This window comes from Streptomyces sp. NPDC057682, from assembly GCF_042799575.1.
Taxonomy (GTDB): domain Bacteria; phylum Actinomycetota; class Actinomycetes; order Streptomycetales; family Streptomycetaceae; genus Streptomyces.
Genome location: NZ_JBHVIN010000037.1, coordinates 1 through 15272 on the forward strand (window position 1 = coordinate 1; position 15272 = coordinate 15272).

Sequence of the window (15272 nt, forward strand, 5' to 3'; positions counted from 1 at the left end):
CCTGTTTTTTTCCGCGGCGCCTACCGAGACTGGGCAACCGGGCACCGGCGGCGGATGCGCGAGACCCTGGGCGACCCGCTGGTCACCTGCAACGCCGATCACGACGTATGGGACCTAACCCCGCCGCCCGGCCTGGAGCAGCAGACCGTACTGCGCGAGACGCTGGGACAATCCTGGCGCAGGCGTCGATGGAGGAACGGGCGGGCTGCGAGACGATCGTGACCAGCGGGGCGACCCAGGAGCAGATCGCGTAGCGGCTGGACACCACGCGCAAGTCAGTCGAGCCAGCTTCTGGGCGTCGCGGCGGTCCAGGCGCATCTCAACGCCCTCGCCCCCTTGGCCGTCACGGACGTCCAAGGGGGCGAAAAGAGGAGGCGCAAGTGCGGAGCGGCGTCGATCGGATCGTGGCCACGCTTCCGCTGGTCACTGATCGGATCGGCCGGTCGGGCCCCGGGGGGCGTGAACGACCGATTACGCCCCCACCGCTCATCGGATGGCCGGTCTACCCGGCGCCTTGGGAGGAAGCTTCGCCTGCTCCGGCCCGTGCTGCACGTGCTGCTGCAGCAAGACGGTGTAGGCGCTGGGTGGTTGCCAAGTAGTCGCGCTTCGTCCCCTTGGCGAGCTGTTCCCAGATCTCCATGAAGTCAGTGATGAAGGCGTCACCGGAGATCCGTCTACCCGTCAAATAGACCTCCATCTGACGATAGATCGGTCCGCTTTCAACCCAGTCGTCCCCCTCGATGCCAACCTCTTTCGCAAGTTCGAGAAGGGCGTTGGCAAAGCGGCGCTGCTCCTTTGGTATCTCGATGGACACAGGGGGCGCAGGCTCGCGGGGCTCCGCGGCTCTCGTGGTGCTGTTCACGAGCTGGAAGTACCTCTTCTGCCATGCATGCGCTTCGTGCCCTGGCTCCAGATCAGCGAGCCACCACCAGTGCGGGTCATCAAACTCGCCGGGGTGGCTTTATCGAGCAGTAGCGGTTCCGGCGCACTTTCCGTGGAGGGCTGACTGAGTGTGATGTCAGTGGTGTGTGGTGGGATGGCCGGACTCTGTTGCCGTGACCTGCTGGGAGACCGCCTTCATGCCCGTGTACTCGTCTCTTACTCACGCCCTGGCCGCGGCCTTGGTCGATGTCCTGTGGTTCATCGAGGGCAGTGAAGACGAGCAGATGGATCCGGACGACGCCGTTAAGGTGCTGGAGGGTGTCGACGACCTGGTCAGCAAGCTGTCGAGCGAGCAACGGAGCGAACTGATCGGTCTGCTCGGGACGATGGCCGAAGCCGAGTCCGACCCCGCACGCCGGGAGTTCCTGGAAGGGTTTCCTGAAGGCTTCGGGCTCCTTGATGGTGCGGTCTGACCTGCGCATCACGAGTAGAGCAGGACACGCTTGCGGAGAAGACGAAAGCCGGCCCGGCCGAGCATCTGGCGTTTGAGCATCTTGATCCGGTTGACGTGGCCTTCGACGACGCCTGAGCTCCAGGGCAGCGTGAGGCCGGCGATGACTGCACCGCGGTCACGGTCGATGCCTGCGGCGAGGGTATGGAGGCCGGGGAGGTCATCTTGCCGGACGGCATCGAGCCACTGCGGCAGCCGCTCGCCCTGGCGCTCGGTGAGCATCTGCCCGAAGGAGCGGACGTGGCCGGTGAGGGCGTCCAGCTCAGGGCAGTGGACCAGAACGGCCTTGAGCCGAAGATGCTCCGTCTCGGTGAGGGTCTCCGGCCGGCGAAGGATCCATCCGGCGACGACGCGGGGTGACGGTGGTCGAGCTGTGACGGGGCCTGGCGAGAGCCGCTTCTCTCGGAAGTAGGCGCGAACCCGCTGGTAGCTGCCCTGATAGCCGAGCGGCACGATCTCCTCCCACACCCTCCAGGCGTTCGTGCAGCCTTGGTTCCAGCGGTCATCCAGGTAGGGCTTGAAGGCGTCGAGTTTGGATGGCCGGCCCTGCCACTGCCCGTGGAACAGGTCTTCCGGGGTGGCTGCGTCGGCCAAGAGCTTGACGGTGCGGGAGGTCATCCGGAGTTGGCGGCCGATCGCCCTCCGGCTGAGCCCAGCGGCCAGCAGTTCGTGGACGGTCGCGTGGTTGACGGGGTGCGGTCGGCGAAACGGTGTCCCCTCGGCCAGGGCGAGCCGGCGGGGTCTTCGAACTTCTCCGGGCCGGGGGCAGGCTGGGCTGGATTGGGCGCCAGGACCTGCAGGCATACGCGGTGGTCTGCGACGCACCGCTCTGCAGCCTCGCTCAGGTTGTGCCAAAGATGCCACCTGTCCGCGACCTGCACCGCCTGCGGTGCCCCGGCCGTGGCACCTTCGGCGAAGAACGGTGCCCGATCGCGGCAGACCACCTCCACCCCGGGCCGTTTCGCGAGCCAAGCCGCGAGGCTGGACGCCTCCCTCTCGGGCAGCAGATCCACTGGACGCCTGCTTTCGACGTCGACCAGGACGGTCCCGTAGTGGCGGCCTTTGCGGGTCGCGTACTCATCGACGCCAACCACCCGCGGGGCTGGAACTTCGGGGTCGGGCAACGCTTCGACCAGCCTGAGCACCGTACTCCGGCTGACAGACACACCGAAGACTCTCGCCATGCGACCACCGGCCCGGCCGGCGAGCGCGAGGCCCACGGCGGCCAGCGCCGACCGCAGGCGCTCGGTCCGCCGGCCGTACCGACGAGTCAAACCCGGCAGCTGTTCGGCGAAGGTCCGCCGCCCGCACGAGGCGACCGGGCAGAGGAACCGGCGGACCCGTAAACAGAGAGCGACCCGTCTGCCTCCGCTGGGCACATCAGCGGGAAAGCGCAGATAGGAGCTGTGAATCCGCCGTGACCAGACCCTGCATCCGGGACAGATGGCCCCAGCCACCGTGCTTCGGGCCTCGATGTGAACCGCCTCGTCGTTCACGGCCACGGACAGCATCACCACGTCGGATATCGACGGGAACAACAACTCCTCCAGCCGGAGCACCACTTTTTCCACGGGCCGAACTGTCAGCCACACCACACCCCGTACGGATCAATTCCGGGCATCTTCCCGCGGACCCGCTCGTCCGACGATCGTCACTCAGAGTGCATACTCCACGGAAAGTGAGCCAGAACCCGAGAACTGACGGCACCTCTGTCCGCTGGCGGTCACCAACGTGTCGCAGCGTGTCAGAAGGTGGTGACAGCCAAGCTGACGACGTAGTGCTCCTTGACCATCCGGTTCGGGAAGACCTCAGTCAGGAGGTCGTGCTCCTTGGCAATAAAGGTGTTCGTTGCTTCCTTGCCGAGGACGAGGAAGTCGGAGTAGCTGGCGAGGTTGGCGAGGTGCATGTCAAGTGGAACGCTCCGGGTCCATGGCACGTGCCGATGGACGAAGCCGAGCTCGGACGGCAGTCCGCGGAACCGGGCCATGGGGTCGTGAGGGCTGTCGTCGGCACCGAAAAGCCGGCGCAAGCGCGCGTCCTGGTTGGCAATCCACGGAATGGTGCTGTCTGAGTCGTTCCACCAGAGGGCTAGTGCACCACCGGTCTGTAGGACTCGGAGAGCTTCCGGAACGGATTTACTCTGATCGGTCCAGTGCCAGGCTTGGGCATATGTGAGGACGTCGACGGAGGCGGAGGCCAGCGGCAGGTTGTTGCCGTCCCCGATCACAAGAGGGACGTCGGGCAGGCTGAGACGGAACTGGGAGGCCATCCCGGGGCCGGGCTCGACAGCGATGACGTTCGCACCGCGAGCCCGGAGAAGCATCGTCGCCAGTCCGGTGCCGGCCCCGACGTCGGCGACGCGAGTGCCCTCCAATGGGCGGCCAATGAGTTCCTCGATCGCGTCGAGCAATTCGGACGGGTATGAAGGACGGTTCGCAGCGTAGCTGGCGGCAGCCGTGTCGAACGAGCGGGCCTGCGAGGTGATGGTCATACGAACATTGTTGACGGCTGCAGGTACTTGACGCCGGACTTTGCCCCTTTCCGGCGACAACAGGTAGTCACTCAGGACGTCGGAGAATGCACCAGCGTGACGGACAGCTCGCCGCCCAGGGCGGGCGGCGAATGTTGAGACAGAGTCGTTGGACGTCAGTTGACGTTGGCGTGCTCTCCGGCTCGTGCTCGGGTGGTGGCGAGGCGGTAGGAGTCGGTGCCGGTCTCGATGATGGTGCCGTTGAAGGTGAGGCGGTCGACGATGGCCGCGCAGAGGCGGGGGTCGGTGAAGGTCTTGGTCCAGCCGCCGAAGGACTCGTTGGAGGCGATGGCGACGCTGTTCTTCTCCTCGCGTTCCGTCAGCACGTGGAAGAGGAGTTCGGCGCCGTGGCGGTCGAGTTCCATGTAGCCGAGTTCGTCGACCTATGCGGATATCGGCATAGATTGACCTATGCCGAGACTGCGACTATGCCGATGCCGTGTGCGTTGTTCCGCTCCTTCGTGGGGTTTCGGCTGTTCGTGGCTCTGCATAGTTTCCGTGCCGGGCAGCCTCGTGAGCATGGGGCAGGTTGCTCCCGCGATGGGGTTGCGATGCCGTTCGGAAGTACGCGTCGGAAGGCGGGGGCTCTGGCACCGCAGGTCAAGGGCTACCGGGCCTGGCTGGCGGAACGCGGATACACGGCCCTGACCGCCAGGAACATGCTCAAGGATCTGGGGCAGGTTGGCCTGTGGCTATCGAGGCAGGGCCTCGAAGCTGCCGACCTGGACGAAGAGCGGCTGAAACAGCACCTCGCTGACCTGCGAAAGTCGGGTCGCCGCCGGGTGGCCGGGCCACGCGGCATGGTCCCGCTGCTGACGTTCCTGCGGGAGACCGGGGTGGTGCCAGCGCCGCAGGTGCCACCGTCGCCGGCGGAGGTTCTGCTGGAGCGGTACCAGCGCTGGATGGAGTCCGAGCGTGGCCTGTCGGCGTCGACGATGCTGCGCTACGAGAACACCGCCCGGCGTTTCCTGGCCGAACAAGCCGTGACCGACGGCCAGTTCGCGCCGGACGCTCTGACCGGGGAGGACCTGAATGCGTTCCTGCTGCGCGAATGCACCAGGGTCTCGGCGGGCTCGGCGAAGGGACGGGTGGCGGAACTGCGGTCGCTGATGCGGTTCCTTCACCTGCAAGGCGTCATCCCGATGAAACTCGGCGGCGCGGTGCCCCCGGTCGGCGGCTGGCGCTTCGCCTCCGCCCCGCCGACGATGGCGGCTGGCGACGTCCAGCGCCTGCTGGACCACACTCCGCCTAACGGGATGGTCGGCCTCCGCGACTACGCGATCTTGATGCTGGTAGCCAGGCTTGGGCTGCGCTCGATCGAGGTGGCCCGGCTGCTGCTGGACGACATCGACTGGCGATGCGGCGAGATCGTCGTCCGCGACAAGGGACGCCGCGAGGACCGGCTCCCCCTGCCGGCCGACGTCGGCGAGGCACTGGTCGCCTGCGTGACCGGCCCCAGGCCTCGCCTGGATGCCCGCCACGTCTTCCTGACCTGCAAGGCTCCGCACGGTCCGATCCGGGCGGACCTGGTCGGCGACGTGGTGGAACGAGCCTGCCGCCGGGCCGGCACGCTCAAGGTCGGGCCACACCGACTGCGTCATGCCCTGGCCGCCGACATGCTCCGCCACGGCGCCGGGCTCACCGCGATCGGGCAGGTGCTCCGGCAACAGGACCTGGCCACCACCGCGCTCTACGCGAAGGTCGACTTCATCGCCCTGCGCGCGGTCGCCCAGCCCTGGCCGGGGACGGAGGCGGCATGACCGATCTTCGCCAAGCAGTGGACAACTACCTGCGGCTCCGCCGTTCGCTGGGGCACCAGATGGCCGAAGCGGCCTATCTGCTGCCGGACTTCGTGCGCTACATGGACAGCCACGGCGAACAGACCGTGACCGTCGCCGCCGCGCTGGACTGGATGCGGACCCGCGAGCCCGAGGTGATCACGACGGTCAGTCCCCGACGGATCACCGCCGTTCGCGGGTTCGCCCGCTACCTGAGCGGGATCGACCCGGCGACCGAGGTGCCGCCGCTGGGACTGGTGCCCTACAACCGGTGCCGGGGGCAGATCTTCCTCTACTCCGATGCCGACATCGCCGCGATCATGACGGCGGCCAAGCAGACGATCCCTCAGCCGCTGCGGGCAGCCACCTATCACACGCTGATCGGGCTGCTGGCCGCGTCCGGCCTGCGCATCGGCGAGGCCATCAAGCTGGACCGCGAGGACATTGACTGGACCGAGGGCGTGCTGCACATCCGCGAGTCCAAGTTCGGCAAGTCCCGCCTGGTCCCGCTGCAGGCCAGCACCACGAACGCGTTGCGCGAGTACGACAGGCTGCGCGACGAACTGATGCCCAGGGTCAAGGACCCCGCGTTCTTCATCTCCCTCACCGCGAAGCGGCTGATCTACGCCTGCGTGCATCCGGTGTTCCGGGCCCTGGTCGACGCCGCCGACGTCGGCCTCGATGCCCCGCATCGGCCTCGGCTGCACGAGCTGCGACACACCTTCGCCGTCCGAACCCTGCTGCACTGGTATCGCACCGAGGACAACGTCCAGGCGAAGATCCCGTCCCTGTCGACCTATATGGGACACCGCGAACCAGCCTGCACCTACTGGTACTTGTCGGCGGCCCCGGAACTGCTCGCCCTGGCCGCGGCCCGCCGCGACGGAATCCGGAAGGCGGCCCGCGCATGACCCCGATCGCACCCACCCTGCAGGCGTTCTTCACCGAGCGGCTCGCCCGCCAGTGCCAAGCCAGCCCGCGCACCATCGCCGCCTACCGCGACGCGATCCGCCTCCTGCTCGGCTTCGTCCAGCAGCGGACCGGGACCGCCCCGGCGAAGCTGGACTGGAACGACCTGAACGCGGACGTGATCTCCGCGTTCCTGAACCACCTGGAAGATGAGCGCGGCAACAGCACCAGAACCCGCAACGTCCGCCTGACCGCTATCCGCTCCCTGTTCTCCTATGCCGCGCTCCAGCACCCCGAACACGCCCTGCTCATCCAGCGGGTCCTGGACATCCCGCCGAAGCGGTTCGACAAGAGGACCGTCACGTTCCTGACCGGCCCGGAGGTCGACGCGCTGCTGGCGGCACCGGATCCGAAACGCTGGGAAGGACGACGAGACAAGGCCATGCTGACACTGGCCGTCCAGACCGGCCTGCGCGTCACCGAACTCACCAGCCTGAACTGCGACGACATCACCCTGGGCGAAGGCGCCGCCGTCCGCTGCGAGGGCAAGGGACGCAAACAGCGCACCGTCCCGCTCGACCGCCCCGTCCAGAACCTACTGGGCGCCTGGTTGAACGAACGGGCCGGACGCCGCGGTGACCCCTTGTTCTGCACCCGCACCGGACGGCGCCTCAGCCGCGACGCCGTCGCCCAACGCCTGAGCACCCACGCGCAGGCCGCCGCACGAGCCTGCCCGTCCCTGCTGGACAAGAGCATCCACCCGCACGTCCTGCGGCACAGTTGCGCAATGTCGCTGCTGCAGGCCGGCGTCGACACCACCGTCATCGCGCTCTGGCTCGGCTATGCCGGCGTCCGCTCCACCGACGCCTACGTCCACGCCGACATGACCATCAAAGGAGAAGGCCCTGGCCCTGACCGCTACGGTCACCGCCCGCCCGGGACGCTACCAACCCAGCGACAAGGTCCTCGCTTTCCTCGACCGCCTGTGAGGGGCATCCAGAAACTCTGGATCGGGCCGAAATTGCCGAGCCCAGGACCGAGCCGAGTCCTTATCCTTCCTGCGTGTCCGTCGATCAGTACGTCTACTTCGCGTTGTCCAGCCACGTCACCTCCGCTGCGGAAATGACCGAAGTCCTCGGGCTGGAACCCGACGAAACGGCCGTCCGTGGCAGCCGCATCTCCGAGCCCAAGGCGATCCCGGTCCTGCACCGCTGGAAGATCGTCTGCCGTGAACCTGGGCTGTCCGTTGACGAACAGATCGCCCGCATTCTTGAGCGCCTCACCCCGCACATCGACGCCATCGCCGCTCTCGCTCGGCGCCTGGACGCCGAGGACACCCAAGGCCCGAGCGCCGTCCTTGAGGTTGTGCGCTACTTCAACGACGAACCCGTTCGGCAGGAGCATCACCTCGGGGACGCCCCGACCGAGGCCCCGAAGCTGTTCGGCTGGCATCTTGGCCGCGACGTGCTCGACTTTCTCCACCTCACCGGCGCCGTCCTCGACGTCGATGAGTACGACCTGGCCCAGGACTATGCCGATGACGGGTCCGCGTCCTGAAGGTCCGACCAGCGATTTCGATTGCACCTTCAGCATAGTTGCCGTCTCGGCATAGGTCGACCTATGCGGATATCGGCATAGATCGACGAGCTCGGCTACATGGAACTCGACTGCCCCGGCGCCGAACTCCTCTTCCACGTGCTGACGGAACGCGAGGAGAAGAACAGCGTCGCCATCGCCTCCAACGAGTCCTTCGGCAAAGCGCACATGTTCCGGCGAACGTGTGCGAGGCGGCGCCGAAAGTCAACGGGTTCGGTGTTACCGGGTACTGCGATCAGTCGTCGGAGAAGGAGAGACAGACCGCAGTCGGCTCCAGAGTTACTTGGTTCTGGGTGTAACAGTCCGCTTGTCGGGTGGCGACTTCGGCTCCGCAGCCCCTGCAGACTAGGTTCAGGCCATCGCCGCCTGCAGGGCCTTGGCAGCAGCCGATTGATCGCATGAGGTCGGGATGCTGTTCGGTGCCGATCAAGTCGGTGGGGTGCACGATGAAGCCCGGGACGTCGTTGCTGAATTCGCTCAGCCGAAAATTCGGGGCATAGGTTCCGCAGGGCACGCGGGCCGGACGTGTCCGGACACCCGGGATCTCCGACATCGGCACCAAAAGCGGCACTTTCACCTTGGTGACCGGTCCGGTGAGGGGGCGTCGGCAGTGGTCACACAAGAAGCGCGACATTTTATTGATTCTGCAGATCGAGCACTGCCGTGACCAGCGAATTTATCGCGTCGGTCACGCATCAGGCATGCGGCCGGGGTCGACGTGGTCGGCGAGATAGATCATGGTGGCCTCGGGGCCCATGCCGAACGCGCCGGCGACGAGCTTAGGGTCCATGGTGTTGACCAGGTCGAGCAGTCGAGTGCAGCGGATCATGCGGGGTGGGAAGCCTCAGGCATCGAGGACGTGACTGACATAGGCGGTGGACGCCGGTCCCCGGCCGGACTTCGTCTGGCGGGTAACCATCACATGCGGGTTGTCGGTCCGCTGGGCTTCGCGATGGGCCAGGCAACGCTCCACTGCCGCCCAGGACGCCGGATCAAAGGGAACCGGATGCGGGCGGTCGCCGAGCCGAGCGGTCCGGGCACGAAAGTCGAGGTCAACGGCCTGGAGCATTTTGACCTCGCGGCTTGAGGCACCGTGCAACAGGGCGAGCATGCCCAGCAGGGCTTCGTGCGGGTGGACGGCCGGATCCGTTGTCCAGCGGCGAAACAGCACACGTTGCTGGTCAAGCGTCAGCGTCGCACCCGTGAAGCCGCTCGGTCCTCGGGCGGTCAGACCGTGGGCAGGATCGACGAGAACGAACTTCTGGGACCGCGCGAAGCGGAAGAACTGTCCGAGCACGACCAGGCGACGCTTACGGGCCTTGGGCGAGCTGGCCAGGAACGCCTCGAGATCGTGCACGTCGGTCAGCGCCCAGTCCCGCTTGCCGCGCTCACCGGCGAGGAACAGGGCGAGGTCACGCACGATGGCCAGTGCGGCTTCGATGGTGGCATCGGTGCGGGGCAGTGTTCCGGCACGCCGGGACCGCTCACGCGAGCGGATCATGAAGTCGGCGAAAGCCTCCACCGAAGGCCGCAGGGGGTCGGGGACCGCGAGGATGCGACGTCGTCGTCGGCCGGCTGCGAGCCGCTCGGCCTGGTCCGTGGCCATGGCCAGACCACGAGTGGTGAAGAAGGTCTCCAGGGCACGTGCGAGCGAGCCCATCGAGCGGCCCGGGCGGCGAGAGCGTTCGAGTACGGACTGGGGAGGTTGGGCTGGCCGTCCCGGAGAAGACGCCCCAGGGAAGTGATCATCGTGCAGGCCCGGCCGACGGAGTACTTGGCGGTGAGATCTGTAGTGAAGTCCTGCAGCCAGTCGGGGGGATTGTCGAGTTCGGCGATGAGGTGCTCGGCCCGGACGAAGGGCCGGTCGGGGTGACGCCTGCCAGCAGGCCGAGCACAGTCCCAGGCCTGCGTGCTTCCGTACTCTGCCGCATTGTTCACAGGCACGCGGCGGCTGTTTGGCCTGCCGGGGACGCGAGCAGTGCCCGCACCAGCGGGAGTCCTTGCGGATATATCCGGGCCTGCTGCAGCGAGGGCATGGCGCCTTGGCGGCGTCGCGTTCGGCCTCTCGCAGGCAAGTGCGGCAGAGTGCCGAGGATTTACTCCGCACCGGGTTGCCGCATCCGGTGCATACGCGAGAGCAGGTGATGCACCGGCCGGTGTCGGCCTGGAGGACGCGCTGCTGGTCGCACCGGGGACAAGCGGCCCGGGCCGCAGCCTCCTTCTGCTGGGCAGTGCAGCGGCAGCAGTAGTGCCGGTCGATGAACCCGACCGGGGCTCCGCAGCCGATGCAGTCGCTCTGTTTGACGCCCACGATTCCGCCCTCCTCGGGTCACAAAGGCGGCATCGAACGGCCCCGCGCGGAGACTGCCTTCGGCAGGTCGGCGACCGGCCGAATCGAGGCCGCGGGACGTTCGACGGGGGTGGTGTCGACCTCGAAGAGGTCGTTGGGGGTGCAGTCCAGCGCGGTGCACAACGCGATCAGAGTGGACATCTTCACCTGGGAGGGCTCTTTGCTGAACAGTGCAGACACCGAGGCGGAGGACATTTGCAGCCCCGCGCGTTCGGCCAGCAGCCGCTGCAGCTGGGTGCCGGTCCAGACCTCGCGCTGGGCGGCGGCCATCCGCAGGCGCCATCGGATCTTCATGCGGAGCTGTCCCCCTCGGCGGTCAGCTCGCCGAGCGTGGTGGTCACCGCGCGGCGATAGGCATCCTCGATGAACGTCGCGGAGGAACGGACGTATCTCATGGTTGAGCTGACCGTCCAGTGACCAAGGAGCTGCTGGATAGCCATCAAATCCACACCACGCTCGTAGTTGTGGGTCGCGCAGGCCCTCCGCAAAGCATGCGGACTGAAACGGTCGGTTGCCGGGCGGCCTTCGAGTTCCATCAGATACCGCAAACGGTTGCGGATCGTCCCGCGATGCAGACTTCCGCCGGACTCGTCCGCAAACAGCACCGGGGAGTCGGGGAACTTCCCGCGGACGTCGTCGAGGAACCAGCGCAGAACGAGGTCGAGCCCGTCCAGCATCGGTACCCAACGCGGTCGGGGCCCGGAGGTGCGGGCGCCTTTGCCGAACCGAACGTGGAGTTTCCGAACGGTCCCCGCGTGAAGTGGAGGTCCGGGCGGTCCAGAAGCGACGCCTCTTCCGAGCGCAGGCCGGAGTGATAAAGGGTCCGGAACATCGCATAGTCCCGGGCGGCGGGTGCGTACTTGCGGGCGGTGGCGATCCGGTCCTTGAGGAAGTCGAAGAACTCCGCGACCCGCTCGGGGGTCGGCGGCGGCAGCTGAGCTGGGGACTCATCCCCGACGTGCCGGGACGCGTTGAACTCATCGACCGGGCAAACCAGGCGGACGCCGAACCCCGCTTCGATCTCGACAGCCTTGCGGACCTGCAGGAACCGGTGGAAGCCCTTAAAGATCTGCACGTACTCGCGGCGGGTCGAGGCGGCCCGCCCGGCAAGGGCCAGGTCACCGACGACACGGTCGATGTCTTCGGGAGTGACGTCCCAGGCGGGCCGGCCCAGCGCGGTGAGCGTCCGTTCCAGCAGTCCGATGTCGTTCTCGACCGTCACCGGACTGAACCCGCGGGCCCGCCACGAGGCGACAAACGCCTCAACACAGTCGGCCTGGAACTCCCACGGATCGGCGGTCACCGGCTCCAGTAGAACGGCACCACCCTGCACCACCCTCAACTGGGATGCCACCAGCACACCTTCCTCGCACCTGACCGATCAAGGCAACACCTGGAGAATCCGGGCACCACCATGAAGGCCAACGAGGACAGCAGAAGATGGATACGGGCCGGTGGCAGCGGCGATCCATGAAAAGGAACATATGCCAGCCCCAGATGGCTGGACCAAGACCTTCACCGACCCCCGCCTCTGCGCGGCCATCGTCGACCGCCTCACCTTCAACGACACCATCATCGAGACCGGCACCGACTCCTACCGCCTCGCCACCACCCGCGCCCGCGCAGAGCAGCAGGCCGTCGGCTGAACCGGACGCGGGAGTGCCTGCCGGGCGACGTGGGCGACCTACCCCTGGCGCAGAAATTCCCGCAGGTCCGCAGCTACAGCCGTCATCCCTTCACCGGCTTCGATCACGGTCGTCACCGTGCACTTCCACTCACTGGGAAAGAAGCCGGACCGAAGCGTCCAGTCCAGATACACATGACCACCCGAGGCGAAGGTCGCCGTCACGACCAGGTGGTTGTTGATCCAGACCCGCTCCCCCTCCCAGCCACGAAAGTCGCGCGCGAGGCCGTCGAAGAACTCACTCATGTCATCCCAGACGGTGACGGTCACATTCTCGAGCCGTGCACGCACACCATCAGCAACGGCCTCCACCGCGAAGACGGACTCGTACTCATCCGCACGCGACCAGTCGAACAACCGGACAGAGGTCGCCAGCGCCCCCGGCCCCCGCACGACGAGCTCAGCTTGCCCTGGCCCCACCTCGATCAGACTCATCCGCCGAAGGATACGGACGTCGACACGTTGACGACATCACGATTCCGTGGCCAAGGACCGTTGCTGATTCTTATCAACATTCGACGGCCCAGCAGCAGCCATCTGTTCCCAGCTCCCACCGACAAGTGCTCTTCGTTCTGACCTACGTAGCCAGGTCGGTCTCGGTCCGCGCCCGGGGCGGGCACGAGATCACTCCGGCTACCCCGAGCTGCACGGCTTGCCCGCGGGGTTCGGCGGCCGGTCGACGGTGCTGGATGGGGAGATCATCGCGCCGGGCACGGACGGCCGCCCCGACTTCGAGCGTCTCCAGTCCCGCATGGGCCTGACCCACCGCCCGGACCGCGCCGCCCGCGCGGCGGCGCGGGTGCCGGTGCATCTGGTCCGGAGACATGGAAGACGGCCGGCCGCCCGGGGTGGTGTCGACTGCCTCGTGCAGCAAGGCGAAGCCGATGCCACGTTTCCCGACCGCGACACGCTAAGGACCTGAGAATGGCTGGCCTGCTGGATGGCAACGAACTAGTGAGTGCGATGGCTGCGCGGGACGCTTCGGTGCGCGCTCTCAGGGGTCTGAGGCGCATCATCGAAAGCCGCTGATCCCAACACGGAGCCATGCCGCGGCACCCCGATCGAGCTCACCAACCGGGGAACTGATCGACCCCTGAGAGCCGCTGTCCACAGCCGTCTCAGGATATCGCTGCGCTCGTGACCCGCCCCTTGCGTCCAACGCCTACGAGTGCGACGTCCTGCGGACCTGGCTCACCGAAACCGACGCGCCGGCGTCCTCACCGCGTGGCGTGCGGACCCGGTCGACACCACCCTGGTGCGGCTGAAGACCAGCGTCACAGAGGGCAAGGGCACCACCTGGATCGCCACGCCCACCGACCACGCCATTACCCCCGCCCTGCTGGACTCGCCTGGCAGCTCCGACGCGGAGACCGCGCTCCTGCACGCCGTTGCCCAGCACGTGGACGATTGGGCGACCACCGCACGCCGCCCACTGAGACCGAGGCGGGCGACACGGCGGACACCACGAGCTGACCAGCCCCCCGGGAACCGCCACCACCTTCGGCAGGGCGACCTGCTCCCCGCCAGCTCAGGCTTCGGCGTACACAATTGATCGTGATCGATTTCTGCGAGTCTGCGCCTGTGCTCGTTCACCGTCCGTGCGCAGCTTGCTGGGCAGCGGGGTGACGTCCGCGTGCAGAGCACGGCCCTGACGATGATGCTGCGGCCGCGTCGGTAGTGCGCGGCCGTGGGTGGGACACTGCTTGGCCCGCCAGCGCGCTGGCGGGCCAAGCTCGTACCCCCGCTTCCACCCGAGCCCATCGGCTTGTCTATCGCATGGCTGTCCGGAGCTTCGGGTGTGGTGGAGTCAGCTCTCAGATCGGGCATGGTCCAGGGAAGCGACCGGGCATCACAGGCCGGTGCAGGCCGCGCTGACCGTCCGCACAATCACTGTCAGCCGCAAGCCGTACTGATCCACTGGTGCGACCGCAGGGCTCGTGCCTGAGTGAAATTGCCCCCTCGCCCCTGGGGGGTACAGCCCACGCGGTTGGCGTAGTTGGCTCCGGAGTAGTACGCGACGCCCGTCTTGGAGCTGCTGGTACCTGCGTTGTAGACGGAGCGGGCCAGGCTTCCGTTCGCTGCCCAGGTGCACTTGATGTCCCCGCTGTACCAGTCGGGGTCACCGTTCAGCCACGTGCACTTGGAGCCGGTGTAATTGGTGCCGGTCCAGAAGCACACGTATCCGGTGGCGCACGCGGCTGCGGCAGCGGCCGTCTGTGCGGCCGAGGGCTGCTGAACCTGGGGTGACGCAGCGCTCGCGTGCCCGGGAAGCACTACGAGCGCGGCGCTGGCGGAGGCGAGTGCGACCGCAGCCTTGATACGTCGAAGCCGTGTCATGACCTGAGACTCCTTGGATGTAGGTGTTTTGGGTCGTGCGGCCTTACGGCTTGAGGGTGGCGCCACGCCCTCAAACGACCACGAGTATGACGCAAGCGGCCTGTGGTGCCACCGAGTTTGCTGACATTCACTGGTGCGTCAGTTCCGTGCGATGACGTCCGAGGCTTGGCCAGCCGGCGCTCCCTGGGGACGTGTCATCCGAAACCGGACTCGGCGCTTCGAGCCCCGGTCGGGATGCGGCGGACAGCACGCGCTGACCGTCCTTGCCCTTCTTCCTTCCGACGGAGGCCAAGCCAATGCGCAGGGAGTGCCCGGTCCATGCGATCGGCACCCCGGCCCGCGTCGAGATCCGTCTGATGGCGCGGGTGACGGAGTCGGGCACCATCCCGCCGGTGACGTGGCCCCACTGGTCGATGCCGACGAACGCCGGCGTGGACGGGTCGGCCCACTGTTCGCCGTGCTCGGCGACCAGCCGGGTGCGGTACGCAATGTACGCGCGCACCGGGCAGATCTCGGCCTCGTCGGCATAGCGGATCTTCGCATTGCACACCGAGTGCTTGGTCTTGCCGACAAGCATGGCGATGACCAGGCCGCGCGGGTGGAGGGTCACGTCGCAGGTCAACAGCTCGGCCGGGTCCTGGTTGCGGCTGGCGTAGTGGAAGCCGATCAGCTCACCGGCCTGCAGGAGCTTGGCC

At 67.1% G+C, this 15272-nt stretch carries 17 protein-coding genes and 4 pseudogenes; 7 read left to right on the top strand and 14 right to left on the bottom strand.

Annotation, left to right across the window (positions count from 1 at the left end; genetic code table 11):
• Positions 1 to 502 precede the first annotated feature (502 nt).
• Positions 503 to 814, bottom strand: coding sequence for a hypothetical protein (locus ACFVDM_RS38135; RefSeq protein ID WP_383651392.1), 312 nt, complete (start codon positions 812 to 814; stop codon positions 503 to 505).
• A gap of 241 nt (positions 815 to 1055) precedes the next feature.
• Between ACFVDM_RS38135 and ACFVDM_RS38140 the strand changes: the two genes are divergently transcribed.
• Positions 1056 to 1355, top strand: a complete 300-nt coding sequence (locus tag ACFVDM_RS38140; protein WP_383651395.1) for a hypothetical protein — start codon at positions 1056 to 1058, stop codon at positions 1353 to 1355.
• Positions 1356 to 1363: 8 nt separating this feature from the next.
• Here ACFVDM_RS38140 and ACFVDM_RS38145 read toward each other — a convergent pair whose 3' ends face one another.
• From ACFVDM_RS38145 to ACFVDM_RS38160, 4 genes and pseudogenes are all read right to left on the bottom strand, one after another.
• On the bottom strand, positions 1364 to 1987 hold the full coding sequence (locus ACFVDM_RS38145; protein ID WP_383651397.1) for a transposase: 624 nt from the start codon (positions 1985 to 1987) through the stop codon (positions 1364 to 1366).
• A 20-nt stretch (positions 1988 to 2007) separates the two neighbouring features.
• Positions 2008 to 2964: an ISL3 family transposase gene (locus tag ACFVDM_RS38150; RefSeq protein ID WP_383651400.1), complete on the bottom strand. Its 957-nt coding sequence runs from the start codon at positions 2962 to 2964 to the stop codon at positions 2008 to 2010.
• 173 nt (positions 2965 to 3137) lie between these two features.
• Entirely contained in the window at positions 3138 to 3884 is a 747-nt protein-coding gene (locus ACFVDM_RS38155; protein WP_383651403.1) for a methyltransferase domain-containing protein, read from the bottom strand.
• A gap of 155 nt (positions 3885 to 4039) precedes the next feature.
• Positions 4040 to 4306: pseudogene (locus ACFVDM_RS38160) on the bottom strand (ATP-binding protein); the annotation flags it as partial.
• 276 nt (positions 4307 to 4582) lie between these two features.
• Between ACFVDM_RS38160 and ACFVDM_RS38165 the strand changes: the two are divergent.
• From ACFVDM_RS38165 to ACFVDM_RS38185, 5 genes and pseudogenes are all read left to right on the top strand, one after another.
• The gene (locus ACFVDM_RS38165) at positions 4583 to 5683 is read left to right on the top strand and encodes a tyrosine-type recombinase/integrase (protein ID WP_383651406.1); all 1101 of its coding nucleotides are present in this window, start codon (positions 4583 to 4585) and stop codon (positions 5681 to 5683) included.
• Entirely contained in the window at positions 5680 to 6612 is a 933-nt protein-coding gene (locus tag ACFVDM_RS38170) for a tyrosine-type recombinase/integrase (protein WP_383651408.1), read from the top strand. The genes ACFVDM_RS38165 and ACFVDM_RS38170 overlap by 4 nt, the downstream gene beginning before the upstream one ends.
• A complete protein-coding gene (locus ACFVDM_RS38175; RefSeq protein WP_383651411.1) occupies positions 6609 to 7736 on the top strand; it encodes a tyrosine-type recombinase/integrase in 1128 nt (375 codons plus the stop codon). The genes ACFVDM_RS38170 and ACFVDM_RS38175 overlap by 4 nt, the downstream gene beginning before the upstream one ends.
• Positions 7673 to 8167 carry a DUF4279 domain-containing protein gene (locus ACFVDM_RS38180; RefSeq protein WP_383651413.1) on the top strand — a complete coding sequence of 165 codons (495 nt, stop codon included), beginning with the start codon at positions 7673 to 7675 and terminating at the stop codon, positions 8165 to 8167. The genes ACFVDM_RS38175 and ACFVDM_RS38180 overlap by 64 nt, the downstream gene beginning before the upstream one ends.
• 81 nt (positions 8168 to 8248) lie before the next feature.
• A pseudogene (locus ACFVDM_RS38185) lies at positions 8249 to 8362 on the top strand (ATP-binding protein); the annotation flags it as partial.
• A gap of 79 nt (positions 8363 to 8441) precedes the next feature.
• Here ACFVDM_RS38185 and ACFVDM_RS38190 read toward each other — a convergent pair.
• From ACFVDM_RS38190 to ACFVDM_RS38215, 6 genes are all read right to left on the bottom strand, one after another.
• Complete coding sequence (locus tag ACFVDM_RS38190) at positions 8442 to 8840, bottom strand: hypothetical protein (protein WP_383651416.1); 399 nt, start codon at positions 8838 to 8840, stop codon at positions 8442 to 8444.
• Positions 8841 to 8894: 54 nt separating this feature from the next.
• Positions 8895 to 9035: a hypothetical protein gene (locus tag ACFVDM_RS38195; protein ID WP_383651418.1), complete on the bottom strand. Its 141-nt coding sequence runs from the start codon at positions 9033 to 9035 to the stop codon at positions 8895 to 8897.
• 15 nt (positions 9036 to 9050) lie between these two features.
• Positions 9051 to 9866 carry a hypothetical protein gene (locus tag ACFVDM_RS38200; RefSeq protein WP_383651421.1) on the bottom strand — a complete coding sequence of 272 codons (816 nt, stop codon included), beginning with the start codon at positions 9864 to 9866 and terminating at the stop codon, positions 9051 to 9053.
• 669 nt (positions 9867 to 10535) lie between these two features.
• Positions 10536 to 10850 carry a helix-turn-helix transcriptional regulator gene (locus tag ACFVDM_RS38205; protein ID WP_351259637.1) on the bottom strand — a complete coding sequence of 105 codons (315 nt, stop codon included), beginning with the start codon at positions 10848 to 10850 and terminating at the stop codon, positions 10536 to 10538.
• Positions 10847 to 11209, bottom strand: coding sequence for a tyrosine-type recombinase/integrase (locus tag ACFVDM_RS38210; protein ID WP_383651428.1), 363 nt, complete (start codon positions 11207 to 11209; stop codon positions 10847 to 10849). The genes ACFVDM_RS38205 and ACFVDM_RS38210 overlap by 4 nt, the downstream gene beginning before the upstream one ends.
• Positions 11092 to 11910, bottom strand: coding sequence for a tyrosine-type recombinase/integrase (locus tag ACFVDM_RS38215; RefSeq protein WP_383651430.1), 819 nt, complete (start codon positions 11908 to 11910; stop codon positions 11092 to 11094). The genes ACFVDM_RS38210 and ACFVDM_RS38215 overlap by 118 nt, the downstream gene beginning before the upstream one ends.
• A 145-nt stretch (positions 11911 to 12055) precedes the next feature.
• On the opposite strand from ACFVDM_RS38215, the pseudogene ACFVDM_RS38220 reads away from it, so the two are divergent.
• A pseudogene (locus ACFVDM_RS38220) lies at positions 12056 to 12202 on the top strand (ATP-binding protein); the annotation flags it as partial.
• A gap of 38 nt (positions 12203 to 12240) precedes the next feature.
• Here the strand turns inward: ACFVDM_RS38220 and ACFVDM_RS38225 are convergent.
• The 3 genes and pseudogenes from ACFVDM_RS38225 to ACFVDM_RS38235 form a co-directional block, all read right to left on the bottom strand.
• Positions 12241 to 12675, bottom strand: coding sequence for a DUF6228 family protein (locus ACFVDM_RS38225; RefSeq protein ID WP_383651423.1), 435 nt, complete (start codon positions 12673 to 12675; stop codon positions 12241 to 12243).
• Between the two features lie 1458 nt (positions 12676 to 14133).
• The gene (locus tag ACFVDM_RS38230; RefSeq protein ID WP_383651425.1) at positions 14134 to 14577 is read right to left on the bottom strand and encodes a peptidase inhibitor family I36 protein; all 444 of its coding nucleotides are present in this window, start codon (positions 14575 to 14577) and stop codon (positions 14134 to 14136) included.
• Between the two features lie 127 nt (positions 14578 to 14704).
• Positions 14705 to 15272 (bottom strand): annotated as a pseudogene (locus ACFVDM_RS38235) (hypothetical protein); the annotation flags it as partial.

Coding starts and splice junctions, on each gene's coding strand:
- ACFVDM_RS38225 (WP_383651423.1), bottom strand. CDS start 12,675: ATGAGTCTGATCGAGGTGGGGCCAGGGCAAGCTGAGCTCGTCGTGCGG.
- ACFVDM_RS38205 (WP_351259637.1), bottom strand. CDS start 10,850: ATGAAGATCCGATGGCGCCTGCGGATGGCCGCCGCCCAGCGCGAGGTC.
- ACFVDM_RS38165 (WP_383651406.1), top strand. CDS start 4,583: ATGCTCAAGGATCTGGGGCAGGTTGGCCTGTGGCTATCGAGGCAGGGC.
- ACFVDM_RS38195 (WP_383651418.1), bottom strand. CDS start 9,035: ATGATCCGCTGCACTCGACTGCTCGACCTGGTCAACACCATGGACCCT.
- ACFVDM_RS38170 (WP_383651408.1), top strand. CDS start 5,680: ATGACCGATCTTCGCCAAGCAGTGGACAACTACCTGCGGCTCCGCCGT.
- ACFVDM_RS38155 (WP_383651403.1), bottom strand. CDS start 3,884: ATGACCATCACCTCGCAGGCCCGCTCGTTCGACACGGCTGCCGCCAGC.
- ACFVDM_RS38230 (WP_383651425.1), bottom strand. CDS start 14,577: ATGACACGGCTTCGACGTATCAAGGCTGCGGTCGCACTCGCCTCCGCC.
- ACFVDM_RS38190 (WP_383651416.1), bottom strand. CDS start 8,840: ATGTCGCGCTTCTTGTGTGACCACTGCCGACGCCCCCTCACCGGACCG.
- ACFVDM_RS38200 (WP_383651421.1), bottom strand. CDS start 9,866: ATGGGCTCGCTCGCACGTGCCCTGGAGACCTTCTTCACCACTCGTGGT.
- ACFVDM_RS38175 (WP_383651411.1), top strand. CDS start 6,609: ATGACCCCGATCGCACCCACCCTGCAGGCGTTCTTCACCGAGCGGCTC.